Source organism: Nocardia jiangxiensis NBRC 101359, assembly GCF_000308615.1.
Classification (GTDB): Bacteria; Actinomycetota; Actinomycetes; order Mycobacteriales; family Mycobacteriaceae; genus Nocardia; species Nocardia jiangxiensis.
On sequence record NZ_BAGB01000076.1, the window covers coordinates 353,651 to 379,320 of the forward strand.

At 67.9% G+C, this 25,670-nt stretch carries 21 protein-coding genes; 10 read left to right on the plus strand and 11 right to left on the minus strand.

Annotated features, from left to right (window positions below; translation table 11 throughout):
• Positions 1-24: 24 nt before the first annotated feature.
• Positions 25-1,500 (minus strand): MFS transporter, encoded by a 1,476-nt coding sequence (locus tag ON40_RS34205; protein ID WP_040829400.1) that lies wholly within the window; start codon positions 1,498-1,500, stop codon positions 25-27.
• Positions 1,501-1,980: 480 nt separating this feature from the next.
• On the opposite strand from ON40_RS34205, the gene ON40_RS34210 reads away from it, so the two are divergent.
• The 6 genes from ON40_RS34210 to ON40_RS34240 all read left to right on the plus strand — a co-directional run bounded on the left by ON40_RS34210 (position 1,981) and on the right by ON40_RS34240 (position 8,818).
• Positions 1,981-2,496 (plus strand): DUF6764 family protein, encoded by a 516-nt coding sequence (locus ON40_RS34210; protein WP_308418320.1) that lies wholly within the window; start codon positions 1,981-1,983, stop codon positions 2,494-2,496.
• Between the two features lie 168 nt (positions 2,497-2,664).
• Positions 2,665-4,071, plus strand: a complete 1,407-nt coding sequence (locus ON40_RS34220) for a cytochrome P450 (protein ID WP_051193967.1) — start codon at positions 2,665-2,667, stop codon at positions 4,069-4,071.
• A 281-nt stretch (positions 4,072-4,352) separates the two neighbouring features.
• Positions 4,353-5,282 (plus strand): L,D-transpeptidase, encoded by a 930-nt coding sequence (locus tag ON40_RS34225; protein ID WP_051193970.1) that lies wholly within the window; start codon positions 4,353-4,355, stop codon positions 5,280-5,282.
• Between the two features lie 395 nt (positions 5,283-5,677).
• Positions 5,678-6,607: a carbohydrate ABC transporter permease gene (locus ON40_RS34230; RefSeq protein WP_040829255.1), complete on the plus strand. Its 930-nt coding sequence runs from the start codon at positions 5,678-5,680 to the stop codon at positions 6,605-6,607.
• 53 nt (positions 6,608-6,660) lie between these two features.
• Entirely contained in the window at positions 6,661-7,452 is a 792-nt protein-coding gene (locus tag ON40_RS34235) for a carbohydrate ABC transporter permease (protein ID WP_083896120.1), read from the plus strand.
• Between the two features lie 19 nt (positions 7,453-7,471).
• Positions 7,472-8,818: an ABC transporter substrate-binding protein gene (locus ON40_RS34240; RefSeq protein WP_245568106.1), complete on the plus strand. Its 1,347-nt coding sequence runs from the start codon at positions 7,472-7,474 to the stop codon at positions 8,816-8,818.
• On the opposite strand, the gene ON40_RS34245 is transcribed toward ON40_RS34240, so the two are convergent.
• The 4 genes from ON40_RS34245 to ON40_RS34260 form a co-directional block, all read right to left on the minus strand.
• Complete coding sequence (locus ON40_RS34245; RefSeq protein WP_245568107.1) at positions 8,819-10,816, minus strand: M13 family metallopeptidase; 1,998 nt, start codon at positions 10,814-10,816, stop codon at positions 8,819-8,821.
• Positions 10,817-10,924: 108 nt separating this feature from the next.
• A complete protein-coding gene (locus ON40_RS34250) occupies positions 10,925-12,907 on the minus strand; it encodes a M13 family metallopeptidase (RefSeq protein WP_281033087.1) in 1,983 nt (660 codons plus the stop codon).
• A 55-nt stretch (positions 12,908-12,962) separates the two neighbouring features.
• Positions 12,963-13,487: a hypothetical protein gene (locus tag ON40_RS34255; RefSeq protein ID WP_040829259.1), complete on the minus strand. Its 525-nt coding sequence runs from the start codon at positions 13,485-13,487 to the stop codon at positions 12,963-12,965.
• A 13-nt stretch (positions 13,488-13,500) separates the two neighbouring features.
• Positions 13,501-14,292 carry a pirin family protein gene (locus ON40_RS34260; RefSeq protein ID WP_040829260.1) on the minus strand — a complete coding sequence of 264 codons (792 nt, stop codon included), beginning with the start codon at positions 14,290-14,292 and terminating at the stop codon, positions 13,501-13,503.
• 189 nt (positions 14,293-14,481) lie between these two features.
• Here ON40_RS34260 and ON40_RS34265 point away from each other — a divergent pair, with 189 nt between their 5' ends.
• Together ON40_RS34265 and ON40_RS34270 are read left to right on the plus strand one after the other, a co-directional pair.
• On the plus strand, positions 14,482-15,873 hold the full coding sequence (locus ON40_RS34265; protein ID WP_083896110.1) for an MFS transporter: 1,392 nt from the start codon (positions 14,482-14,484) through the stop codon (positions 15,871-15,873).
• Between the two features lie 167 nt (positions 15,874-16,040).
• On the plus strand, positions 16,041-17,660 hold the full coding sequence (locus ON40_RS34270; RefSeq protein WP_373282012.1) for a glycoside hydrolase family 183 protein: 1,620 nt from the start codon (positions 16,041-16,043) through the stop codon (positions 17,658-17,660).
• A gap of 31 nt (positions 17,661-17,691) precedes the next feature.
• Here ON40_RS34270 and ON40_RS34275 read toward each other — a convergent pair whose 3' ends face one another.
• The 4 genes from ON40_RS34275 to ON40_RS34295 all read right to left on the minus strand — a co-directional run bounded on the left by ON40_RS34275 (position 17,692) and on the right by ON40_RS34295 (position 21,574).
• Positions 17,692-18,840 carry a sulfate/molybdate ABC transporter ATP-binding protein gene (locus ON40_RS34275; RefSeq protein ID WP_245568108.1) on the minus strand — a complete coding sequence of 383 codons (1,149 nt, stop codon included), beginning with the start codon at positions 18,838-18,840 and terminating at the stop codon, positions 17,692-17,694.
• A gap of 256 nt (positions 18,841-19,096) precedes the next feature.
• The gene (locus tag ON40_RS34285) at positions 19,097-19,978 is read right to left on the minus strand and encodes an ABC transporter permease (RefSeq protein ID WP_051193999.1); all 882 of its coding nucleotides are present in this window, start codon (positions 19,976-19,978) and stop codon (positions 19,097-19,099) included.
• 433 nt (positions 19,979-20,411) lie between these two features.
• Positions 20,412-21,179, minus strand: a complete 768-nt coding sequence (gene modA / locus ON40_RS34290; RefSeq protein ID WP_040829264.1) for a molybdate ABC transporter substrate-binding protein — start codon at positions 21,177-21,179, stop codon at positions 20,412-20,414.
• Positions 21,176-21,574, minus strand: coding sequence for a TOBE domain-containing protein (locus ON40_RS34295; RefSeq protein ID WP_040829409.1), 399 nt, complete (start codon positions 21,572-21,574; stop codon positions 21,176-21,178). Before ON40_RS34295 ends, modA begins: the two co-directional genes overlap by 4 nt.
• Positions 21,575-21,713: 139 nt before the next feature.
• Between ON40_RS34295 and ON40_RS34300 the strand changes: the two genes are divergently transcribed.
• Positions 21,714-22,529 (plus strand): hypothetical protein, encoded by an 816-nt coding sequence (locus tag ON40_RS34300; protein ID WP_040829266.1) that lies wholly within the window; start codon positions 21,714-21,716, stop codon positions 22,527-22,529.
• A gap of 24 nt (positions 22,530-22,553) precedes the next feature.
• Here ON40_RS34300 and ON40_RS34305 read toward each other — a convergent pair whose 3' ends face one another.
• Positions 22,554-24,008: a CCA tRNA nucleotidyltransferase gene (locus ON40_RS34305; protein ID WP_040829267.1), complete on the minus strand. Its 1,455-nt coding sequence runs from the start codon at positions 24,006-24,008 to the stop codon at positions 22,554-22,556.
• A 145-nt stretch (positions 24,009-24,153) separates the two neighbouring features.
• Entirely contained in the window at positions 24,154-24,969 is an 816-nt protein-coding gene (locus ON40_RS34310) for an SDR family NAD(P)-dependent oxidoreductase (protein ID WP_245568109.1), read from the minus strand.
• 151 nt (positions 24,970-25,120) lie between these two features.
• Here ON40_RS34310 and ON40_RS34315 point away from each other — a divergent pair, with 151 nt between their 5' ends.
• Positions 25,121-25,657: an NUDIX hydrolase gene (locus ON40_RS34315; protein WP_063713138.1), complete on the plus strand. Its 537-nt coding sequence runs from the start codon at positions 25,121-25,123 to the stop codon at positions 25,655-25,657.
• The last annotated feature ends 13 nt before the right edge of the window (positions 25,658-25,670 follow it).

Genomic DNA, 25,670 nt, shown 5'->3' on the forward strand with positions numbered 1-25,670 from the left:
GCGGGGCGGTGATCCGAATCCGGGTCACCGCCCCGCGGCATGTCCGGGGACCTCCGGTTGTACGGCGGGGCCGCTCATCCCGCACTGCGGCAACGTATCGACCGAGCCGGGCTCGCGGCGCGCCCGCGGTCCGCCCAGCAGTGCCGCGGCGATCGCGGAGCCGATCAGCAGCAGTCCCGCGCAGATCCACATGGCCACGCCGAATCCGTGATCGATCGCGGCCGCGTCGGTGACCGATCCGGAGATCCCGGCCAGGCCGGGCAGCGCGGCCACCGCGAGCAGCTGCGCGGTCCGGGCGACGGCGTTGTTCACCCCCGAGGCGATGCCGGCCTCGGACGATGCGGCCGCGCCCAGCACCGCCCCGGTCAACGGAGCCACCAGCGTGGACAATCCCAGACCGAACACGATCACGCCCGGCAGCACGTCGCGCAGATAACCCCCCAGATGTCCGGAGCCGGGGCCGATGCGCAGCAGCAGGACCAGTCCGGCCGCGGCCAGCAGCGGTCCGACCGTCATCGGCAGGTGCGGACCGTGCCGCTGGGCCCATCGACCGGCGGGCGCGGACAGCACCAGCATGATCACCGTCATCGGCAGGGTCGCGACACCCGCGACCAACGGCGAGAAGTGCGCGACCTGCTGCAGTTGCAGGACCAGGAGGAAGAACACCCCGCCCAGGGCGGCGTACACGGCCAACGTCACGAGATTGGCCGCGGTGAACACCCGGGAGCGGAACAACGTCGGCGGGACCAGCGGATGATCACTGCGCAGCTCGATCACGACGAACACCGCCAGCAGCACCACGCCGAGGACCGCGAGCAGCGGCATCTTCTCGATCAATCCGAAGGTCAACGCGCCCAGGGCCAGGGCGACCACCAGTGCGCCCGGCACATCCGCCCGGCGCGCGGCCCCCGGATCCCGGCTCTCGGGCACATGCCGCAGCGCCACCGCGACCACGATCGCGGCCAGCGGCACATTGATCAGGAATATCGACCGCCAGGAGGCCACCTCGATCAGCCAGCCGCCCAGAAACGGCCCGGCCGCGCTCGCGATACCGCCGAATCCGGACCACAGCCCGATCGCGGCCCCCTGATCGCGCTCGTCGATGGAGGAGGAGATCAGCGCCAGACTGCCCGGCGTCAGCAGCGCGCCCGCCACCCCCTGCACGATCCGCGCGGCCACCAGCATCTCGATATTCACCGCCGCGCCGCACAACACCGATGCGGCCGCGAAACCGACTGTGCCCCAGACGAGTACCTTGCGTCGCCCGAGCCGGTCACCCAGTGACCCGCCGAGCAGGATGAACGACGCGAGCGTCAGCGTGTAGCCGCTCAACGTCCATTGCAGCCCCGCCACCCCGGTGTGTAACGCATCCCCGATCCGCGGCAGCGCGATATTGACCACCGTGGCGTCGAGCGAGGCCACCGCCGACGCCAGCACGGTCGCCACGACTATCCACCGCCCGGTCCGCGACCGCAGCCGCGGCAGTTCGGCCGCACTCACGTCCGAACTCTCATCACTGTTCGTCTCGGTCACGAGCGCCACCTCGTTCCCCTGTTCGCCCGCCACGCACTGCCACGTCCTCAGGCTACGATCCGCGGCCCGCCCGTCAGTGTGATTTCCACCGGCCGGAGGAGAACAGAACACCGGGACTGTCGGCGGCCCGGCCGACCGAGCCCGGAGGGGACGCGGTGCGCGATCCCCTCCCGCGAGGCACAGGGCCCGCGATCCGCGAGGATTTCGACGTACCCGCAAGCGTGGCGTAACCCGTGCGATTGCGCAGAGCTGGGATTCGATTCCCTGGGGCGCACCACGTTCCGGGGAATCGCGGCCATCGACCTGAACCTCGAGGGTCTGGTGGCGTCCCGCATCCACGAATGCAGAGGCTGGCCGGGCATGGGGCGCGGGAAACGTTCACGTGCTCGATTCCTACTCGTAGCAAATCTTCTGGGTATGGTGTGCAGGTAGGCCAGGAGGGAGCTAATGGTGAAGGTGATCAGCGTAGTTGGAGTTTCTGCCGTTGCGGTCGGCGTCTATCTCTGCTCCACTGGCAATGTATCGGCAACCCAGGTGCAGTGCGATTCCGACGGTGGGCGGGACATCACGGTGGTGGCCGGTACCACCGCGTGCCGCGCCACGGTCGGCGATTCCGGGCACGCGCGCGCGGCCGGGTACGACGGTATCGGTTTCGCGCGGGCCAACGCCGGGGCGATCGCGCTGGGGCTGGGAATTTCCGGTGGAATCGGGGCGAGCGAGGGTTCGAGAGGTATGCCGATCGCGATCGGCGTGGGGCCCCAGGCCTATGCGTTCACCTCACTGCACGACGCGGCCGGGCCCGGTGTGAGTTTCGCGATGAACGGCTCACTGGCACAGGTGATCTCGGACAACCACAGCGTCACCTGCCTGGGTTCGGCCGCGCTGGCGTGGGACTCCCGCAGCGGTACGAGCTGCCTGGCGACCCCCCTGGGCGTGTGGCGCACCGCCGCACCGGACCGCTGATCACACCGACGCGTCGCATTCGGCTCTGGTTCGCCGTCCGTTCGCAGGCACATACCGAGCGCGGCGTGTACCGGCACATGCCGACGACGTCATATGTGGCCGATAGCCGGTCACATGTGGCGATACGCGAGAACCGAACCGGATCGGGCCCGGCCTCGTATCTCTGATATGACTGCCGTGACTTCTGCCGACGGTGGGCTGCGGGCGCCGCGGCCGATGCTGGTGCACGCCCTGGCTGCGGGTGTCGATTTCGAGCGGTACTTCCGGTGGCGGCGGGGGCGGGACGGGGATCCGTTCGCGGTGCGATTTCCCGGATTCGGGGGTGCGGTGTTCACCGGGACGCCCGAGGGGGCCGGGGAATTCTTCCGCGCGCCGGTGGAGTTGCTGACACCGCCGCTGCCGAATCCGATCGAGCCGCTGGTCGGGTCGGCTTCGCTGATCCTGGCTCGCGATCAGCGGCATCGCCGCGAGCGCGCACTGCTGACGCCCGCCTTTCATCGGTCGCATATTGCGCACTACGCCAACGTCATTCGCGATTCCGCGGTCGAGGAACAGAACGGTTCGGGTGCGGGCCCGGCGTGGCGGCCCGGTGTCCGGGTGGATGCGCGAGCGGCAGCGCGGGCGATCACTCTGCGGGTCATTACCGAGGTCCTGTTCGGCGACGGAAGTCGTTCCCGCCGTGCGGAATACACCGATGCGGTGGTGCGGTTCCTGAATGCGTTCAACGGGCCGCTGATGTTGCTTCCGGCCTTGCGGCACAGCGCCTTCGGGCATGCGCCCTGGGATCGGTTCCTGGCCGCCCGCGATCGGCTGGACGCACTGATCAGCGCCGAGGTCGCCGCGCGGCGCACGGCGGGCGCGGATCGCTCCGGCAGCGACGTGCTGTCCACGCTGCTCGCGGCCCGCCACGACGACGGGTCCGCGATCGAGGATGCCGACCTGCGCGATCAGCTGCGCACCCTGCTGGTCGCCGGGCACGAGACGACCGCGACCAGCCTGGTCTGGGCGCTGTACCGGCTGCACCGGCATCCCGAGACGCTGGCCCGGCTGCGCACCGAACTGGCCGATCTCGATCCGGACGGCGACCCCGCCGAACTGTCCCGGCTGCCGTATCTGGATGCGGTCTGCCAGGAGACGTTGCGGCTGCATCCGCCCGTGCCCATCGTGCTGCGGCGGTTGACCGGACCGTTCACCTTGCGCGGCGCCGCGATGGACGCGGGGGACACGATGGGCATCGCCGTACCGTTGCTGCATTCGGATCCTCGGGTGTGGCCGGATCCCGAACAGTTCCGACCGGAACGTTTCCTGGACCGCCGTTACGGCCCAGCCGAGTTCGCCCCGTACGGCGGCGGGCATCGGCGCTGTCTGGGATCCACCCTGGCGGACTACGAATTGCGCATCGTGCTCGCGACCCTCCTCATGCGGACCGAACTGGCACTTACGCGCCATTATTCGCGAGGGCGAATCCCGATGTCCGTGCCGCACAACATCGCTACGGGACCGCGTTCCGGGATTACCTTCATTGTCGTGTCTTACCAAGGACGCGTGGGTGATTCGCATCACAATACGATGTGACGTGACATCGTTCCGGTTGTTGCTGGGTACTGCTCCAGGTCGGCCTCGCGCCCCCCGCGAACGGCGATAACGCCCCGAATCACATCCCTGTCAGTACACCGGTGACACATCACACTGCGATCGGAACTGGTCAATGACAACGGATCTGCGATTGGCCGAAGCCGTTCGGAAATGTAGTAATGGATGCCGGGCCGGGGACGACATACATCTCGTTGTGCATCGTGAGCGAGATCTTCCGCGCATCTTCGCGCGTGAGTTGATGATTGAGAGGACGTACGGCTTTGCGCACCACCACCTGTCGGAAACCCGCGCGGGACAAGGCAACACGGGGCACGCGGATCGGCGTCCTGACCCTGGCGGTCAGCGCCGCCGGAGCGCTCGCCGTGGCGCCCGCGGCCGCGTCGCCGCTGTGGCCCGGCGGCCCCGATGTGCCGGGCGCACCCGCCCTGGTGCAGAGCCCGCAGCCCGAACCGGGTGCAGCGCCGATGAAGAGCCCGCCGCCGCTGCCGCAGGCCAACTTCGCCGCCCCCAGCCTGAGCCCCGGTGACGGCGACGTGGTCGGCGTGGCCGAGCCGATCTTCGTGAACTTCAAGGCGCCGGTCACCGATCGCGCCGCCGCGGAGAAGGCCATCCGGATCACCTCCTCGACGCCGGTGAAGGGCCACTTCTACTGGTACGGCGACAAGCAGGTGCGCTGGCGGCCGGAGAACTTCTGGCCCGCCCACGACGAGATCACCGTCCAGGCCGGCAACACCCACGTCGCGTACAAGACCGGCGACGAGGTGATCACCACCGCCGACGACGCCACCCACCAGATCACCATCACCAAGAACGGCCAGGTCGTGAAGACCATGCCGACCTCGATGGGCAAGAAGGGCCACGAGACGCCCAACGGCACTTACTACGTGGGTGAGAAGAACCGCAAGATGATCATGGACTCGGCCACCTTCGGCGTGCCGAGCACCTCGCCCGAGGGCTACAAGACCCCGGTCGAGTACGCCACCCGGCTGGCCAGCAACGGCATCTTCCTGCACGCCGCCCCGTGGTCGGTGGCCCAGCAGGGCAACTCCGACGCCAGCCACGGCTGCCTCAACGTCAGCACGGCCGACGCCAAGTGGTTCTTCGACAACGCCCAGAAGGGCGACCCGGTCGTGGTGAAGAACTCCACCGGCGCCGCCAGCCACAGCGATGGCATGGGCGACTGGGACTGAGGGTAAGCTCGTCCGGCTCCCCGCGACGCTGTACCGCCTCCCCGCGACTTCAGCGTGCCGTTGAGCGCGGGGAGGCTCGGACGTCGGGCCGACGGTCGATTTCGGCAATACTTTCGGGCGTTTCCGGGGAGTCACCCATGTGCTCCCGAAATCGGTTGGCAGCGTCGGCGTAATCGTCGTCGACCGGATCACGATCGTGACCGGTAGCCCCTGGGGCACACCCGAAACCCCCCTGATATTCATCGTCGATTTGCTGTTGTAGCGGGGTGTGCGCCTTTACGATTCGGCGCATGTCCGTTTTGCCGCAGGGGGAGGGTTCGGCCTCCGCTGAGCCTGCACACAGGGGGTTGGGCGGGATCGGCCGAGTGCTCACGCGTAGCCGTCGTGGCGGCGCGGTGCGGGCGAGTCCGGAACGGGTGCTGCCGCAGGCTCGGGGGCGCGGATTGCGCGGGCGGCCGTGGAGTGACTACGCGTTGTTCCTGGTTCTGGTGGTGCCGAATCTGGCGCTGTTGGGGGTGTTCGTCTACCGGCCGCTGATCGATGACATCCGGTTGTCGTTCACCGACTGGAATCTGGCCGATCCGCTGGCGCACTACATCGGGTTGGAGAACTACCGAGAGTGGTGGGGGCGCAGCGATTCCTGGCAGATCGTGGGCAATACGGTGATCTTCACCGTCGCCGCGGTGGCCGGAAGTATGCTGCTGGGGCTGGCGCTGGCACTGCTGCTGGATCGGAAGCTGTTCGGGCGCAACGTGGTTCGCTCGGTGATCTTCGCGCCGTTCGTGATCTCCGGCGCGGCGATCGGGGTGGCCTTCCAGTTCATCTTCGATCCCAGCTTCGGCCTGATCCAGGACGTGCTGCACCGGCTCGGTGTCACGAATGTTCCTGACTTCTACCAGAATTCGCACTGGGCACTGTTCATGGTGACGGTGACCTACATCTGGAAGAACCTCGGCTACAGCTTCGTCATCTACCTGGCCGCACTGCAGGGGACCAGGGCGGATCTGATGGAGGCCGCCCGGATCGACGGCGCGGGCCCGTGGACCAGATTCAGTCGAATCCTGTTGCCGCAGTTGCGTCCGACGACGTTCTTCCTGTCGATCACGGTGATGCTCAACTCGCTGCAGGTGTTCGACATCATCAACGTGATGACCCGCGGCGGACCGCTGGGCACCGGCACCACGACCATGGTCTACCAGGTCTACCTGGAATCCTTCCGCAACTTCCGGGCCGGCTACGGCGCGACGGTCGCCACCATCATGTTCGTGGTGCTGCTGATCATCACGCTGGTGCAGGTCCGGGTCATGGATCGGGGAGAGCAGTGAACGCCACGTACCAGCGCCGCAAACTCGCGGCCACGCTGCTGGGTTACGCCGCGATGGTGTGTGTGCTGATCATCGTCGGGGTGCCGCTGTTCTGGATCGTGATCACCTCGTTCAAGGCGCGCCCGGACATCTACACCGCGCCCGCGGTGTACTGGCCGCACAGCTGGCATCCGGAGAACTACCGCGAGGCGACGACCACGCTGCCGTTCTGGCAGTTCCTGCGCAACTCGCTGATCATCACCGCGATCATCTCGGCGGTGAAATTCGTGCTCGGCATCATCAGCGCGTACGGGCTGGTGTTCCTGCGGTTCCCGGGCAAGAACCTGGTGTTCCTGGTGATCATCGCGGCGCTGATGGTGCCGAATCAGATCACGGTGATCTCCAACTACGCCATCATCGCCCAGCTCGGCTGGCGGAATACCATCCTGGGCATCATCCTTCCGCTCTGCGGCGTCGCGTTCGGCACCTTCCTGATGCGCAATCACTTCCTGTCCCTGCCCGCCGAGGTGATCGAGGCCGCGCGGATGGACGGCGCGGGCTGGTGGTCGCTGCTCACCCGGGTGGTGCTGCCGATGTCGGGGCCGACCATGGTCGCGTTCGCGGTGGTTACGCTGGTCAACGAGTGGAACGAATATCTGTGGCCGTTCCTGATGGCCGACGACGCACGGGTGGCTACCCTGCCGGTCGGCCTGACGCTGCTGCAGAACACCGAGAATCCCAGCGTCACCAACTGGGGTCCGGTGATGGCCGGAACCCTGCTGACCATGGTGCCGATCCTGCTGGTGTTCCTCGTTCTGCAACGGCACATGATCAAGGGTCTGACCTCCGGTGCCATCAAAGGTTGAGCCCGAGAAGGAGAATGCCGTGTCCGATGCTGTCACCCGTAGCGTCGCCGGAACCCGCACAGCGTTGTCCCGGCGCGGATTCCTGGGTCTGTCCGTGGCGGCGGCCGGGGCCGGGGCCGCGGCCTGCGCCGGCATGGGCGGCGGCGGGGTGCAGGGCGGGGATCCGAACAACATCACCTTCTGGTCGAACCATCCGGGCACGTCCAAGCGCCGGGAACTGGCGATGATCGACGCCTTCCAGGCGGCGCATCCGGGCCTGCGGGTCACCCTGGTCGACGCGGGCAAGGACTACGAGGAGGTGTCCACGAAGTTCAACGCGGCACTGATCGGCGGCCAGCTGCCCGATATCGTCGTGCTCTCGGACGTGTGGTGGTTCAATTTCGCGATCAACAAGGCGATCACGCCGCTGGATCAGTATTTCGGCGATGCCGGTGTGCGACTGGACGATTACGTGGACACCTTCGTCAACGACTACAAATTCCAGGGCAAGCACTACGCGCTGCCGTATGCCCGGTCGACGCAGATCTTCTGCTACAACCAGGATGTATGGGCAAAAGCCGGTCTGCCGCAACGGGGTCCGCAGTCGTGGCAGGAATTCGACGAGTGGGGCCCGAAGATCCAGAGCGTGCTGGGCCCGAACAAGTGGGCGCACGGGTGGTACAACGCGACCAACAACCTGTCCTGGACGTTCCAGGGTCCGATGTGGACCTTCGGCGGCGCCTACTCCGACGGCTGGAACCTGAAGTTCACCGACCCGGCCACGATCGCCGCGGGAAATGCGCTGCGCGAGATGATCAACGTCAAGCGGTACGCCAGCATTCGCCCGCAGGCGGCCACCGATTTCGGCACCGGGGTCATCGCCTCGGCGATCACCTCCACCGGGGACCTTGCGGGCATCAATGCCAACGCCAAGGGAAAACTGTCCTTCGCGACGGACTTCCTGCCGCATCCCGACGGTCCCGGCTGCACCACCGGCGGGGCCGGACTGGCCATTCCCGAGCGTATTTCCGATGAGCGAAAAGTGAACGCGCTCAGGTTCATCGAATTCATCACCGATCCCGCCAACACGGCCACGTTCGCGCAGTCCACCGGATACATCCCGGTGCGCAAGTCCGCGCAGCAGGATCCGTCCGAGGTGGCGTTCCTGGCGAAGAATCCGAATTTCCAGACCGCGCTGAATCAGCTGCCGCTCACGAAATCCCAGGACTACGGCCGAGTTTTCCTGCCGGGCGCCGATCAGATCATCGGCACCGGACTCGAGCAGGTCGGGCTGCGCAATCAGGACGTGCACGCGGTCATGTCGAGTGTGCAGAATCAGTTGCACGGGATCTATACCCGGCAGGTCGCACCCAAACTGCCGAAATAGTCACCAGATGCGCACGCGCTCTTCGGGTTCCAGGTACAGCTCGTCGCCGGGACGCACGTCGAACGACTCGTAGAAGTCGTCGATGTTGCGGACCACGGCGTTGCAGCGGAATTCGTTGGGTGCGTGCGGATCCGCGGTCAGGCGCCGGATGGCCTCCTCGGGACGCACCTTCGCACAACGCATCCGGGCCCAGCCCATGAAGAACCGCTGCCCGGCGGTGAATCCGTCGATGGTCGGGGGTTCGGCGCCGTCCAGCGAGATCCGGTACGCCTTCATCGCGATCGACAGACCGCCCAGATCGCCGATGTTCTCGCCGATCGTGAACTCGCCGTTGACGGTGTACTCGTCGGGCAGATCCCGCGGCGAGAGCACCGCGTACTGATCGATCAGCGCCTTTGTCCGCCGGTGGAATTCGGCGCGATCCTCGGCGGTCCACCAGTCCACCATGGTGCCGTCACCATCGTGCGTGCTGCCTTGATCGTCGAAGGCGTGCCCGATCTCGTGGCCGATCACCGCGCCGATCGCGCCGTAGTTCACCGCGTCGTCGGCGGCCGGGTCGAAGTAGGGCGGACGCAGATATCCCGCGGGGAAGGTGATCGCGTTCATGCCGCGGTGGTAGAAGGCGTTGACCGTCTGCGGGGTGGTCAGCCATTCGGCGCGATCGACCGGACGCTCCAGTCTGCGCAGCGCGAAGTCGTGTGCGGCAGCGTATCCGCGTCGATAGTTGCCCACCAGATCGTTCGGATCGATGTGCACGTCGGAGTAGTCCCGCCAGCTGTCCGGATAGCCGATCTTGGCGACGATCTTCGCCAGTTTGGTCGTGGCCGCGACCTTGGTGTCCGGCCCCATCCAGGGCAGGTCCGCGATGCTGCGCCGATATGCCTCGCGCAGGTGGGTGACCATCTCGGACATCTTCACCCGGGCCTCGGGCGGGAAGTGTTCGGCGATGAAGATCTTCCCGACCGCGTCGCCCAGCAGTTCCTGGACCAGCGCCACACCGCGCTTCCAGCGATCCCGGATCTGCCGCGCACCGGTCAGCGTGCGGCCGTAGAACTCGAAATGCCGGTGGGCAACCTCATCGGTGAGATACGGTGCGCGCCTGCGGATCACCTGCCAACTCGTCCACGCCTGCCAGTCCGCGAGCGGGGTGTCGGCCCACAGCCGGGCGAAGGCGGTCAGGTAGTCCGGCTGCCGCACCACCACCTCGGCGTGCACCTCAGGCCCCGGCCGCCCGACCCCCTCGGCGAGCGCGGACGTCCAGCGCGACCAGTCGAATTCCGGGCACTCGCCCCTGAGCTGATCGAATGTGCGCAGGTTGTAGGAGGATTCGGCGTCGCGACGGCGCACCACGTCCCAATGTCCGGCGGCCAGAGCGCGTTCGAGCTCGAAGATCCGCTTGCCGACGCCGTCCAGGTGCTCCGGCAGCGACGCCCGCAGTGCTGGATCGGCGGCGAACAGGGCGAACATCGCCTCGATATGCTCGACGTAGGCCGTGCAAATGTCCGCGAATGCCGCTGTGCGGTAATAGGATTCGTCGGGTAGGCCCAGGCCGGACTGGGTCAGGTGAACCAGATTCCGGCGCGCGTCGTGACTGTCGCCGCTCACGAAGATCTCCACCGCGCCACCCACGCCGGTGCGCTGCAACCGGCCCAGCAGTGCCGCGAGTTCGGACCGGTCGGTGATCGCGGCGATGTCGGCGAGTTCCCCGGCGATCGGCCCCAGACCGGCGTCGGCCACCGCGTCCAGATCCATGAAACTCGAGTACAACTCGGCGATGCGGCGCACTTCCTCACCCGCCGAAGCCGGTGCGGTGACCGCGGCCATGATGATCGCCTGCACATCCAGTTCGGCCTGATCGCGCAGGTCCGAGACCGAACCCGAATGCACGCGGTCCGCGGGGATCTCACAGGTGTCCAGCCAGGCGCCGTTCACATAGCCGTACAGATCGTCGTGCGGCCGCACGGCAGTGTCGATGCGGGACAGATCAATACCTGACACAGGGCTCTGCTCGGCAGTCACCTCTACCAGTATGCCGTGCCGGGTCCGCCGATTCAGGCGAATCGGACCGCCCGTCCGCCGGGAACAACCGGCGAGCGGGCGGGCGAACTACCAGATCCGAACGCGCTCAGCGGGTTCCAGATACAATGCATCACCCGGCTGCAGCTCGAAGGCCTCGTGGAAGGTGTCCAGATTGCGGACCACGCCGTTGCACCGGAACTCCGCGGGGGAGTGCGGATCGATGGCCAGACGGCGGATGGCCTCCTCGTCGCGCGCCTTGGTGCGCCAGACCTGCGCCCAGCCGAAGAACACCCGTTGCAGACCGGTGAGCCCATCGATGACCGGAGCGGGCGCCTCGCCCAGGGCGATCCGGTAGGCCACCAGGGCGATCGAGAGACCGCCGAGATCGCCGATGTTCTCGCCGATCGTGAACTCGCCGTTGACCTTGTGGTTCTCCGCCAGACCCTTGGGGGTGAACTCGTTGTACTGATCGATCAGGGCCCGGGTGCGCTTACCGAATTCGGTCCGGTCCGCATCGGTCCACCAGTCGACCATATTGCCGTCGCCGTCGTATTTGCTGCCCTGGTCGTCGAAGCCGTGACCGATCTCGTGACCGATCACCGCGCCGATACCGCCGTAATTGGCCGCGTCGTCGGCGTTCATGTCGAAGAACGGCGGTTGCAGGATCGCCGCGGGGAAGACGATCTCGTTCATGCCCGGGTTGTAGTAGGCGTTGACCGTCTGCGGGGTCATGAACCACTCGTCGCGATCGACCGGGCCGCCGAGTTTGTTCAGATCGCGGTCGTGCTCGGCGGCATAGCCGCGACGGTAGTTGCCGACCAGGTCGGCCGGGTCCACGACCACGGCGGAGTAGTCGCGCCAGCGGTCCGGATAGCCGATCTTCGGGGTGAACTTGTCCAGCTTGGCCAGTGCGGCCTCGCGGGTGTCGGGGCCCATCCACTCCAGCTCGGCGATATTGCGCCGGTACGCCTCCTGCAGATTCGCCACCAGCTCCTGCATGCGCGCCTTGGCCTCGGGCGGGAAGTGCTGGGCGACATAGAGTTTGCCGACCACCTCGCCGAGCAGATCCTCGACCAGCGAGACGCCGCGCTTCCACCGCTCCCGGTTCTCCTGGGTGCCGGTGAGCGTGCGGCCGTTGAAGTCGAACGCCTCCTCGACGATCTCGGCGGTGAGATACGATGCGCGACCGCGCAATACCCGCCAGCTCGCCCACGCCTGCCAATCGGCCAGCGATTCCGAGGCCCAGAGCCGGGCGAAGGTACGCACGTAATCCGGCTGGCGCACCACGATCTCGGCGAACAGCTCCGGACCCGATGCCGAAACGCCCTCGGCCAGGCCGGAGGTCCAACCCGCCCAGTCGAATTCCGGATTCTCCGCGGCCAGATCGGCGAAAGTGGTGAGGTTGTAACTCAATTCGGCGTCACGGCGACGGACCACGTCCCAATGCCCCGCGGCCAGCTTGGTTTCCAGATCGAATACCCGCTGCGCGTCGAAGTCCAGCCCGGCCAGCGTGAACATCCGCCCGATGTGCTGCACGTACTTCGTGCGGATCTCGGCGTAATCGTCACTGCGGTAGTACGACTCGTCGGGCAGCCCGATCCCGGCCTGACTGGCGTGCACCAGATAACGCTGGGAGTTCTTGTCGTCGGTGTCGACGTAGAACCCGAGCGCACCGCCGACGCCGACGCGCTGCAACCTGCCCAGCAGCGCGGCGAATTCGGCGCGATCGGTGACGGCGGCCACCGCGTCCAGTTCGGCGGTGATCGGGGTCAATCCCGCCGCCTGGACCGCGGCCTCGTCCAGGAAACTGGTGTAGAGGTCGCCGATCTTGCGCTCATCGGTACCGGGTGCGGCATCCGAGGCCGCCGCGGTCTGGATGATCGTGCGCACATCCCGCTCGGCCTGGTCGTAGAGCGTGCGGAACGCGCCGTCGACCGCGCGGTCCGCCGGAATCTCGTACGTCTCCAGCCATTGCCCGTTGACGTGCGTGAACAGGTCGTCCTGCACCCGCACGGCGTCGTTGCGATAGGTCAGATCCAGGCCGGAGGAACTCGTCAGATCAGCAGTCACGCTGTCCAGTATGCCGATGCGCGGCCGGGGTCGCCGCAAACGCCGTCGGCGGCGCTCAGCGAGCCGGGGTGGGAGTGTTCTCCAGGCTCGACCGGAACTGATCGGCGCACTGCCGCACCTTCGCCTGGTCGCCGTTCGCCTGCCTGGTGCAGTCCAGATAGGTGCGACCGCCGTGGTCGGCGATCCACATCCCCTCCACGACGCCGATCACGATCCCGGCGATGATGCCGAGGGTCGCCAGGGACAGGCCGAACCACGCCATGACCCCGCCACCCGCGGTGCCCCGGCGGGCCTTGACCACCGCGATGATGCCGAAAACCAGTCCGAGAAGTCCGAACAGCACACCGCCCAGCACCGTCGGGCAGCTCAGAATCGCCAGAATGCCCAGCACCAGCGCGGTGATCGCCAGCCCTCGGCCCTGCCCCTGCGGCCGGTACGACTCGCCGGGTGGCGCCGGATAGTCGCTCGGCGGCGGCGGATAACCGCCCGCATTCGACGGGGGCGGATACGGGCCGGGCGAGGGGTAGCCGCCCTCGGGCGAGGACGGCGGTTGCTGACCGGGCGGGGGATACTCCGTCATGGCTGTCCTCTCGTCATTGTCCACCCAGGCGCGCGTGCATCTCCCACACCAGGATCTCCGCGGGCCGATTCGCGGTGATGCGCTGGCCGCCGCTGCGGGTCAGGCGCACCGCGTCGCCCGCGTAGAGGGTGCCGGTGCCGGCCATGTCGACCTCGCCGTGGGCGATGAACAGATGTAGGTAGGGCGCTTCGGGCAGGTCCACCGTGGTCGGCTGACCGGGCAGACCCAGGCGCGCGACGTGCAGCGCCGAATGGCTGCTGTTGATCTTGATGGCAGTGCGATCGCGATACCGCGGCAGTCCGGAGGCCACCGTCACCAGGCCGCCCGCGGCCAGTTCGGTATCGATCTCGAGTTGCTGATAGCCCGGCTCCAGACCGGGCTCGTCGGGCACCACCCACATCTGCACGAAATGCACCGGTTCGGTGTGCTCGGCCGTGCCGCCCTGGTCGGGGGGCAGATGCCAGGAATCGTTCTTCTCCGAGTGCAGGATTCCGGTGCCCGCGCTCATCCGCTGCGCCAGGCCCGGATAGATGATGCCGCTGTGCCCGAGCGAATCCTGATGGACCAGTGAGCCGCGCAGCACCCAGGTCACGATCTCCATGTCCCGATGCGGATGGGTCTCGAAACCCTCCCCGGGGCGCACCACGTCCTCGTTGTTGACCAGCAGCAGGCCGTGGTGGGTGTTGTCCGGATCGTAATGCTCGCCGAAGGAGAACGAATGCTTCGAATCCAGCCATGCCACACGGGTTTTCATGCGGTCGCCGCCGCGGTGGACATCGATGTGCGGGGTCGTGAGTGTGGACACCGTGGTCCTCCTCTCGGGCCGGGCGTCGAAAAGACAGTTCCAGCGTGCCACAACATTGCCCGCATCCGCCCGGTGGACGCGGCGACCACACCGGCACGCACTGTACCAGCTATTATGCGGCAAATACGCTGCGTCCCATCGTCCACCCGGGATATCGGCCCCGGCGTCGCGATCGGCTAACCTCGCGGGGTGGCCGCCCCCAGCCCCGATGACGTTCCGTCCACACCGGGTCGACCGGCCGCGCGGCGAGATCTGCTGCGCCTGCTCTGGCGTTCGGGTGCGGACCTGCGGCGACTGTCGACGGTGCGGTTCGCGGGGCAGTTCGGCGACGGGATGTTCCAGGCCGCGCTGTCGGGGGCGATTCTGTTCAATCCGGAGCGGCAGACCGATCCACCGGCCATCGCGGCCGGATTCGCGGTGCTGCTGCTGCCGTATTCGGTGATCGGGCCGTACGCCGGCGCCCTGCTGGACCGCTGGGATCGGCGCGCGGTGCTGTTCGTGGCGAATGTGTTGCGCGCCTTACTGATCGGCGTGGCGAGCGTCGCTCTGGCGACGGGTATCGCCGAGACGCCGCTGCTGCTGCTCGCCCTGTCGGTGGTGGGCGTGAGCCGATTCGTGATGGCGGGCGTCTCGGCGGCGCTGCCGCACGTGCTCGAACCACGATTGCTGGTGCCGATGAATTCGGTGCTGGCCACGGTGGCCTCCGGATGCGCGGCGGCCGGCGCCGCGGCGGCGGTGGCGATCATCGGCGCGATCGGGGCGGGCGACCTGGCCGGAGCGGTCGCGGTGGCGGCCAGCGCCGCCGGATCGGTGATCGGCGCGGTGTGCGCGGCCCGCTTCGCACCGCGGACGCTGGGCCCCGGCGACGAGGATCCGGCGGCGGACCGCGCGGTGAGTTCGGTGCGGGCCATCCTGACCGGACTGCGCACGGGCGCGCGAGCGGTCCTGGAATCCGCGCACTGCACGATCGCGATGATCGGCATCGGCGTGCACCGGATCGTCTTCGGCGCGGACACCCTGCTCATGGTCCTGGTGCTGCGCCGCTCCGCGAACGATCCCGGCTCGCTCAGCCGCGGTCTGGTCGGATTCGGCGTGGCGATCGCGGCCACCGCCGCCGGAATGCTCTTCGCCGCGGTCCTCGCGCCGCTGGTGATACCGCGGCTCGGTCGGCCCCGCACCGTCCTGGCGGGTCTGCTCACCGCGTTGGTGGTGCAGACAACGCTGGTCACGCCCATCACCGTGACACACGGCGCGAACACCGACATCGCGCACCGGCTGCTGCTGGCCGGGGCGTTCCTGCTCGGCCTGGCCGGGCAGACGATCAAGCTCACCGGCGACGCCACCATGCAGATCGATATCGACGACTCCCGGCGCGGCCAGGTGTTCGCCCTGCAGGACACGGTGTTCAACATCGCCTTCGTGCTGGCCGTGGCCGCTGCGGCACTGGTCGTCCCGATCGACGGACGCTCGATCGGGGTGGTGCTGGCCGGATCGGCCTGCTACGCGGTCGGCATCGTCGCGGTCGCGGTGATCATGGCCGGATCCGCTCGTCCCAGGTCCCCGGTCCGCTCGGATCGGTGACGCAGTGCGTCGGCTCATCTGCGGGTTCCCGGTGAATCGGGCCCGTTTCGGCAGCCGCGGGCGATTCGACCTGCAATGCGAGGATTCGGTCCGCTAGATTGAACGGGCTGTGCCCGGCTCCACTCGAGCGAGTGATTTCGCTGTGCGATGTCATCGCGGTACGGCCCGTGCCCCGAACAGAACCGAGAGAGGCCGTAGGGTTGCTGGCGAAATCCGCGCTGTTCGGCGTTCTGCTGACCGGCGCGCTGGTAGTGCCCGCCCCGGCCCGGTCGGCACCGCTGCCCTGGCAGCCGCCACCCGAGAATTCCTGCGGGGAAACGGGTTTCGATCCGCGAGCGCGTGAACCCGATCCGCATGCCAAACCCGGGCCGCTGCTGCCGCCCACCATCGACATTCCGGTGCCGGTACCGAAGATCACGCCCGTGCCGGTACCCGGTCCGCCGCCGAACAACACCCGGATCACTCCCGCGCCGCTGCCGAAGGATCCGTGCCGCAATCCGTGTCCGGACGTTCGCGATACGCCCAAGCCGGCGCCGCCCGCGACGAAGCCCGAAAATCCCGCCCCGCCACCCAATTCCGGATCTGCCGCCGGATCCGGCACCGGATCGGGCACCGGGTCCGGAACCGGATCGGGGCAGTTCAACCTGCCCGACATCCGCATCGAGCCCGATATCGAACCGATTCCGATTCCGGTGCCGGGCGGTCCCGCCCCGTCCCCGCAGAAGCCGCCGCCGACGGTGGTGCATCCGGCCGCGCCCGGTCCGGTCGCCGCGCCGCCCGCGCCGCGGACGGTGAGTTCGGTGGATCTGGTCGACCAGGTCACCGGGCACGGCTCGGCCAACCGCACCGATATGCGCTGGCAGGTCGACGGCACCGATCTGGGCATCATGTGGCAGACCAAGCCCGGACAGGTCGCGGTCCTGTTCGGCGACAGCTTCGGCAAGGGCTGGACCGGCGGCGGAGCGGGCGGCGACGACCAGGACTGGCGCAGCAATGTGCTGGGCTACAGCAGCAATCACGATCTGTCCGAGGGTCTGAAGATCGACACCATGGTGCAGGACAGCCGCTGCCACGCCGCGGAACTGCTGGACAGCCGCAAGATCGTCAACTTCGAGACCACCGTCATCCCGACCTCCGGATTCGCCCTGGGCACACGGCAGTACGTGAGCTACATGTCGGTGAACCACTGGAGCAAGATCCCCGGCATGTGGTGGACCAACGACGGCGGACTGGCCTACTCCGACGACGACGGCAAGACCTGGGTCAAGGATCAGTACGCCAAGTGGAACAACATGTTCGGGGTGGACCGGTTCCAGGTCGCGACGATGGTGCCGCACGGCGACTACGTCTACATGTTCGGTACGCCCAACGGGCGCATCGGCGTCATCGGACTGGCGCGGGTGCCGAAAGCGCAGGTACTCAACAAATCCGCGTATCAGTACTGGGTGAACGGCACCTGGGCCCCGGCGCAGGAGAACCTCGCCACACCGCTGGTTCCGGGCATCGCGGGCGAATTGTCCGTGCGCTACGACGAATCCAGCCAGCAGTGGCAGATGGTGTACCTCGATTCGCTGCGGCGCGCCATCGTGCTGCGCACCGCGCGGGAGCCGCAGGGCACCTGGACCGACGGTGTGCCGCTGGTCAACACCGACGACTATCCCACGGCCTACGGCGGTTTCATCCACCCGTGGTCCACGGGTAAGGATCTGTACTTCACCATTTCGGCCTGGAACAGCTACAACGTGTACCTCATGCACGCGACGCTGAATCAGCCGCAGCAGCGGTGACGCACTACGCCGGACGCGTCGGTCCGCGTGTTCAGCACGGGTAGACCTGCACCTCGACGGCTTTCACGGTGAAGTAGACCTGCTCGCCCGGAGTGATGCCCAATTCGGCGATCGCCGCGGGCGTCAGATCCGCCACCATCCCGGCGACGCCGTCCTCGCGATCCGCGGTGTGTACCCGGATCACGCCGCCGCGATCGGTGAGTTCGGCGACGTGGACGTGAAAGACGTTGCGCGGACTGCCCTGCGGATGTTCTCGGTACACCGCCACGGCCGCGGGGGAGAACACCGCGGCGGCCCGCACGCCCGGCATCCACGGTGATTCGGCGCGGCCCTGGATCAGATCCGCACCGCGGCGCACGAGGCCGGTTCCCGAATCCTGCTGGGCAGCGGCCGGTTCCGCGGTGCCGATCATCAGGTTGACGCCCGCGATGCGGGCGGCGAAGGCGCTGCGGGGCCGGGAGAGCACGTCGGCGACCGGGCCCTGTTCGACGATGTGCCCGGATTCGACGACCACGACGCGATCGGCGAGCGTCAGGGCGTCGACGATGTCGTGGGTGACCAGGATCGCGCTGGGCGCGGGACCGGCGCGGCGGGAGGACATTTCGGCATCGCGCAGGGCACGTCGCAGCAGGATGCGCATCGCGGGCGCGGCGGCTACGTCGAGTGCGGCCATCGGCTCGTCCAACAGCACCACGCGCGGCTCCACGGCCAGCGCCCGCGCCAACGCCACCCGCTGCGCCTGACCGCCGGACAGCTCGCCCGGCCGCCGCCCGGCGAACTCGATCGCATCGACCGCCCGCAACCACTCCTGTGCCACCGCCGCCGCTGCACGCGAACGCATTCCGCGACTGCGCGGCCCGAACGCCACATTCGCCGCCGCCGTCAGATGCGGGAACAACAGTGCATCCTGCGCCAGCAACGAAACCTCCCGCCGATGCGCCGGAACCGCAACCGCCGCACCGGTATCGGTCAGCACCCGCCTACCCAACCGAACATGTCCCGCATCCGGCCGCACCAGTCCCGCAACGATTTCCAGCAACGTCGACTTGCCCGCACCGTTGGGCCCCAGTACGGCCAGCACCTCACCCGGCGCGACCTGCAGTTCCACCTCCAGTCCGCGCTGCGCCAGCCGGACCGAAACCTCCAGCCCGTCAGCGTCGTTCACGACCTCGGCACTCACCACACACCGCCCTGATCCACGGACCGAGCCGGACCGGCTCCCCGCTTCACGACCGGCTCGTCGCCGCGCACTCCCGAGGGCCGCCGCCCCGAGCGGCATATCGAAATCCGCAGCACTGTACGGCTGTTCACCGAACCCGGCATCAGCCACGAAGGGTCGACGCACAGCCCGCCGACCAGTGCGAAGCACACCTGCGGCGGCCGCTCGACAGATCGGATCGAATTCTGTCGTCCGGCAACTTCGTTCACCATATTGCTCATCGCGGACCACTTTCCGTGGTCGTGGCGCGACCACCCCAACTCCACAGGCCCGCGGCCCATTCGCGACCTTCCGGAACGCCGACGCGGCGGTAGGCGACCAGCACGATGAGCACGGCCATGAGCACCAGCAGCAGCGACAGCGCGACGGCGGCGCCGGGATCGTTCTCGCGCTGCAGGTAGATCTCCAGGGGCAGGGTGCGGGTGCGACCCTGCAGGCTGCCCGCGAAGGTGAGGGTCGCGCCGAATTCGCCCAGCGCGCGGGCGAAGGCGAGTACCGAGCCGGAGATGAGCGCGGGTCGCAACAGCGGCAGCGTGATTCGCCGCCACACGGTCGTCGGCGCGGCCCCGAGCGTGGCCGCGATCCGCTCGTACCGCTCACCGGAGGTGCGCATCGCCCCCTCCAACGTGATCACCAGGAACGGCAGCGCCACGAAGGACTGCGCGAGGACGACAGCCGTTGTACTGAAGGCGATCTCGACGCCCATCGCCTCGAGATGCCTGCCCAGCAGCCCGTACCGCCCGAACAGATACAGCAGCGACAATCCACCGACGACCGGCGGTAACACCAAGGGCAGCAACACCATCGCCCGCAACACCGGCAGAATCCGCCACCGCACCCGGGCCAGCAACACCGCCATCGGCACCCCCAGCACGACGCACACCACGGTACTGGCCAGCGCGGTCTTCAGACTCAGCCACAACGCATCCCGCGACGCCTGCGAGGTCACCAGCTCCCCGAAGTGCGACCACTCCACCGCCCCCGTCAACGCCACCAACGGCCCGATCACGAACGCGAACCCCAGCAACGCCGGAACCAGCAACCACCGCGGCACCCCGGGCCCCGGCCCCCGCAGCACAACCCGCAGGCCACGCTGCATCGGCCCTACCGCCGTACGCTCCGCACCGACGCCCGAGGCAGTCGCCTCCGAAACTTCCACCGAATCATCACCACTCACGCCGATATCACCCACGCACGTCCCGAATCCCGGCCCACGACACCGGGCCGAGCGGGCAACCCGCCGCCTGCAAGGCACGTCCCGGCCATCTCCACCGAGTCGCCCCCGGGCGCGACGGTACTTGCCATATGCGTCCGGAATCGTGACGTCGCACCGGGCGCAGTGTCGCCGGACCGCCCCGGCACGTTCTCGCCGGAGTGAACGGCGATCGGCCGTGCGAGCGCCTGTTCGTCCCCGTTCATCCGTGTCGCGGCGCCATACGCCCTGCCGACGGGTGGGAAGTGCCGGGGGACAGCGTCATTCATCGGCGCAGCCCGGGATGATCCGGCCGCCGAACGACGCTGTCCGCCGGCGATCACGGTGCGCCGAATCCGGCCTTCGCCAGGGCCGCGCGCCCGTCGGGGCCGGTGACCAGCTCGTCGAACTGTTTCGCCAGCTCGGCGTGCTTCGAATCGGCAACCGCGGCAATGGGATAGGTGTTGACCGCGCCGGAGGATTCCGGGAAAGAGACGGTGGTGACCTTGTTTCCCGCGCTGGACGCATCGGTCACGTAGACCAGCCCGGCATCGGCGTCACCGGAGGTGACCTTGGCCAGCACATCGGTGACGTCGGATTCCTCGCTGACCGGGGTCAGCGTGACGTGTGAGGCGGCCTCGACCTTCTTGGTCGCCGAACCACACGGCACCTGCGGTGCGCACACCACGACCTTCAGGTCGGGCTTGGCCAGATCCGCCAGGGTCGCAACATGTTTCGGGTTGCCGGGCGGCGTGACGATGGTCAGCACGTTGGTCGCGAAATTCTGCGGCTGCTCGGTGATCCGCTTGGTCTTCACTACCTTCTGCATATTCGCGGTGTCCGCGGAGGCGAACACGTCCGCGGGCGCGCCCTGGTTGAGCTGCGCGGCCAGATCCGAGGATCCGGCGAAGGAGAAACTCACCTTGGTGTTCGGATGGTCGGACTCGAACTTCTTGCCCAGATCCGCGAAGACGTGATTGAGCGAGGCCGCGGCGAACACGGTCACCGTGGTCGTCGAGCCGCCCGAACTGCTGGAACCACAACCCGCCAGCGCCGCACCCAGCGCCGCGGCCGTGATCACCACGCCCGCCCGGCGCGCGTACCTCATGCCGACGGCGTTTCGACCACCACCGTGGTCGCCTTCACGCTGGCCACCGCGACGCTGCCGGGCTCGAGCCCCAGCCTCCGCACCGACTCGCTGCTCATCAGGGATATCACCGTGAACGGCCCGCATTGCATCTCCACCTGTGCCATCACCCCGTCGGCCACCACCTTGGTGACCAGTCCGGGAAACCGGTTGCGGGCCGAGCTGGCCCCGCCCAGCGTCACCTGCGGCGGCCGCGCCTGCGCGACCGCCCATGCCGCCAGATCCCTGCCGTCGATCACCAGACGACCGGACGCGTCCTTGTGTGCGTCCAGTGCGCCGGTATCGATCCACCGGCGCACGGTGTCGTCGCTGACACCGAGCAGTTCGGCGGCCTCACGAATCCGCAGGTCGGGCATCAGTGAAGAATAGTTCCGCAGATTCGGTGGAAGCAATGGCCGATCGTCCGAATCTGCGGATGAATTCGGGTCGAACACGGTAGATGTGACCGAAACGGACCTCCGGATGTCACCGCCTGCCAGTACGCTCGGAGCAATCATGGCCACCTATTTCGATCCGAGATCCTGGTCGCCGTTGCGGGCCGTCGGACTCGGCAGGCGGCTGCTGGATCCGGGCTGGTTGGAACAGTGGAGTTCGTTCACCACCGCCTGGCTCGATCCGGTCGCCGACCTGGGCGCGGGCGCGGTCACCGCACTACTGCCCGATGTACTGATGACGCTGCTGAGCGAGGGGATCCTGAGCCGGTTCGGCGGCCAGGTGATCAGCGCGACACTGCTCGGCAGCGATATGACCGCCACCCTCGAATCCCTCGAAGCCCGCCGCCGCGGCGCGCATTTCGAGACCAGGGCCATGCTGCGCGGACTGCGCTGGAACCGTCATCCGATCGAGCGGATGACCGTCGTCGCGCACGGTGTGCGGCTGATTCCGGGTGTGCCGACGAAGGTGCGCAGCACCCATCTGGACATCACCGGCACCATCACCACCGCCGCGCTGATCGGCTGGCTGAACACCTGGCAGCTCGACTGGGAGCTGGGCGTGGGCGCCGGCGGGCTGATCACCGCGCGGCATCGGCGGCTGCGCATTCAAGCGCTGGTGGATGCGTCGGTGACCAACGATCTGCTCACCGTCCAGGTCCGGCAGGCGAGCTGGATGGGTGTGCGAATTCCGCGGCGAGCGTTCGCCGTGACCCCGATACCGCTGAGCGACCTGCCGAAACAGCTTTCGGTGCGGAGCGCGGAACGCGACGGTGAGCTGGTGCGATTCCACGTCGACGTGCCCGAGATCATCGGATCGTTCGATCTGGCGCAGATGCGCTCGGCCATCGTCGCGGGCACGACGCTGATCATCTTCTAGCGAGCTTGCGCAGGGACGCGCGCCCTACTGCCCGCCCGCGCTCCACCACTCCCGCAGCGCCGACTCGGCCTCCTCGCGCGTCATCGGACCGCGGTCCAGCCGCAACTCCTTCAGGAATCGCCAGGCCCGGCCGACCTGCGGTCCCGGTTCCAAGCCGAGCAATTCCATGATGGCGTTGCCGTCCAGATCCGGGCGCACCCGCGCCAGATCCTCCTGCTCCTGCAAGCGTTCGATGCGCGCCTCGAGATCGTCGTAGGTGGCGCGCAGTGCGGCGGCGCGGCGCTTGTTGCGGGTGGTGCAGTCCGCGCGGACCAGTTTGTGCAGACGCGGCAGCAGTTCGCCGCCGTCGGTGACGTAGCGGCGCACCGCCGAATCGGTCCACTGCCCCTTGCCGTAGCCGTGGAAACGCAGGTGCAGGTAGACCAGACGGGCCACGTCCTCGGTGAACTGCTTCGGATACTTCAAGGCGCGCATCCGCTTTCGCACCATCTTCGCGCCGACCACCTCGTGATGGTGGAAGCTCACCCCGCCGCCCGCCTCGTTGCGTTTGGTCGGTGGTTTGCCGATGTCGTGCAGCAGCGCCGCCCAGCGCAACACCAGGTCGGGATCGCCCTGTTCCTGGTCGATGGCTTGGCGCAGCACCGTCAGCGAATGCTGGTAGACGTCCTTGTGCTGGTGGTGCTCGTCGATCTCGAGTTTCATCGCGGGTACCTCGGGCAGGACCCGTTCGGCCAGCCCGGTCTCGCACATGATGTCGATACCCTCGGTCGGGTGTTCCCCGGCGATCAGCTTGTCCAGTTCGGTACGCACCCGTTCCGCGGTGATCCGGCCCATCTCGTCGGCCATCATCGCCGTCGCGGTGCGCACCCGCGGTGCGAGTTCGAAGCCGAGCTGGGCGACGAATCGCGCACCGCGCAACATCCGCAGCGGATCGTCGTTGAACGAATCCTCCGGTGCGGCAGGGGTATCGAGCACACCGGCCAGCAGCGCGGACATGCCGTCGAGCGGATCGACGAATTCGAGCGCGCCGTCCGCGCCGATCCGCACGGCCATCGCGTTGACGGTGAAATCGCGTCGGACGAGATCGCCTTCGAGCGTGTCACCGAAGGTCACCTCGGGATTGCGCGAGACCCGGTCGTAGCTGTCGCTGCGGAACGTGGTGATCTCCAGTTGCCAGCCCGACTTGGACGCGCTGACCGTGCCGAACGCCAAACCGCCCGTATCCCAGAGGTTGTCGGCCCACCCGCGCACGATCTGCTGCACGACCTGCGGCCGCGCGTCGGTGGTGAAGTCCAGGTCGGTGCCCAGCCGCCCGAGCACCGCGTCGCGCACACTGCCGCCCACCAGGTACAGCTGATGCCCGTGCGCGGCGAACATCTCCCCGAGCGGGGTCAGCACATCGGACACCCGCCCCAGCGTGATGGCCGCCGACGCAAGCAATCTCGTACGCCGATCCTCCGGCGACAGCGGGACCGGCACTGCTACATCCTCGGACTTCGGCGAAACCACAGCCACGCAGCTTACTGACCGGAGAACCCGCTACCCCATCCGCAGCATCGAGACGGCGGACAACCGGCGCGAGAGAAGGGGTGCGGGAGTCCTTCGGCTGCGTTGGGGGAGTCCTTCAGCTGCGCAGGTACGAAGCGCCGTTGAGGTCGACGATGGTGCCCGAGGCCCAGGCCGCGGCCGGTGACGCGAGAAAACGGACGGCGGCGGCGATCTCCTGCGGAGTGCCCACACGCCCGAACGGGCTCTGGTCGCGAATCCGATCACCGTCCGGACCGGCCAGTTTGGCGGTCTGCCGTTCGGTGGCGACGAATCCCGGGGCCACCGACGTCACGACGATGTCGTGCGGCGCCAGCGCCAGGGCCATCGACTGTCCGAAGGCGTGCAGGGCGGCCTTGCTCGCTCCGTAGGCGGGAAAGTCAGGTTCGCCGCAGAACGCACCGCGCGACCCGACGTTCACGATGCTCCCGCCGGCGCCGCGATCGATGAGGTGCCGGGCCACCGCCCAGGTCACCTCGGCCGTCCCCAGCACGTTGACGTCCATCATGCGTCGCCAGATCTGCTGCCAGGCGTGCAGCGACACGTCGGCGACCGGATGGCGAGTGCTGTCCGCCGGGGCCACGGCCGCATTGTTGATCAGGACATCGATGCCCCCGAGCGCCGCCAGGGCCTCGGCCACGATCCGTTCGCCGGTGCCGGGCTCGCCGAGATCACCCTCGATCAGCGTGTGCCCGTCGCCGGGCAACTGCCGCAACGTCTCCTCGGCGTCCGAGCGTCGGCTGGCGTACTGCACCGCCACCCGGTCACCAGCTTCCGCGAAGGCCGTGGCGATCGCCCGCCCGATCCCCCGGGACGCGCCCGTGACGAGCACGCCCCTCATCGCACGAACGCCGTCGACCGGAACGGCCGGGTGGACAGTGGGACGGGACGACATGGCGCCCCTCCTCTCATGACGCGACGGGGAAACAACCCCGTCCACCTTCCTCCCACCGCGGGGAATTCCCGGCACCCCCACTCCGCACCAGCGCCGCAAACCCGCCGGAGCGAAGCGGAGGCCAAGGATTCAGCACAGCTAGACTGACCGGGTGTCTCCGGCCGATCGCGCGAACAGTCGACGCCGCCAACCCCGGCGCCGCGGTTCGGCCGGTAATGCGGCCAAACCGAGGATGCGCACTGTCCGCGAAACGTCCGCGGGCGGCCTGGTCGTGGACGGGCTGGACGGGCCCCGCGATAAACGCTGCGCCGCCCTGATCGGTCGTACCGACCGGCGCGGGCGGCTGCTGTGGTCGCTGCCGAAGGGACATATCGAACAGGGCGAGACCGCCGAACAGACCGCGGTGCGCGAGGTGGCCGAGGAAACCGGCATCAACGGTCTGGTCGTCGCCGAACTCGGCAGCATCGATTACTGGTTCGTCACCGAGGGGCGCCGGGTACACAAGACGGTGCACCACTATTTGATGCGCTCGGTCGGCGGCGAGCTCTCGGACGCCGATATAGAAGTCACCCAGGTTGCCTGGGTTCCGCTCACCGACCTGGATTCCCGGCTGGCGTACGCCGATGAGCGCCGGCTGGCGGAGGTCGCGAACCGCCTGATCGACCGGATGGAGAACGGCAAACAATGACGCATGCGGGTCG

Coding starts and splice junctions, on each gene's coding strand:
- modA (WP_040829264.1), bottom strand. CDS start 21,179: ATGAGGTACGCGCGCCGGGCGGGCGTGGTGATCACGGCCGCGGCGCTG.
- ON40_RS34210 (WP_308418320.1), top strand. CDS start 1,981: ATGGTGAAGGTGATCAGCGTAGTTGGAGTTTCTGCCGTTGCGGTCGGC.
- ON40_RS34295 (WP_040829409.1), bottom strand. CDS start 21,574: ATGCCCGACCTGCGGATTCGTGAGGCCGCCGAACTGCTCGGTGTCAGC.
- ON40_RS34220 (WP_051193967.1), top strand. CDS start 2,665: ATGACTGCCGTGACTTCTGCCGACGGTGGGCTGCGGGCGCCGCGGCCG.
- ON40_RS34300 (WP_040829266.1), top strand. CDS start 21,714: ATGGCCACCTATTTCGATCCGAGATCCTGGTCGCCGTTGCGGGCCGTC.
- ON40_RS34235 (WP_083896120.1), top strand. CDS start 6,661: ATGGTGTGTGTGCTGATCATCGTCGGGGTGCCGCTGTTCTGGATCGTG.
- ON40_RS34255 (WP_040829259.1), bottom strand. CDS start 13,487: ATGACGGAGTATCCCCCGCCCGGTCAGCAACCGCCGTCCTCGCCCGAG.
- ON40_RS34310 (WP_245568109.1), bottom strand. CDS start 24,969: ATGTCGTCCCGTCCCACTGTCCACCCGGCCGTTCCGGTCGACGGCGTT.
- ON40_RS34285 (WP_051193999.1), bottom strand. CDS start 19,978: ATGCAGCGTGGCCTGCGGGTTGTGCTGCGGGGGCCGGGGCCCGGGGTG.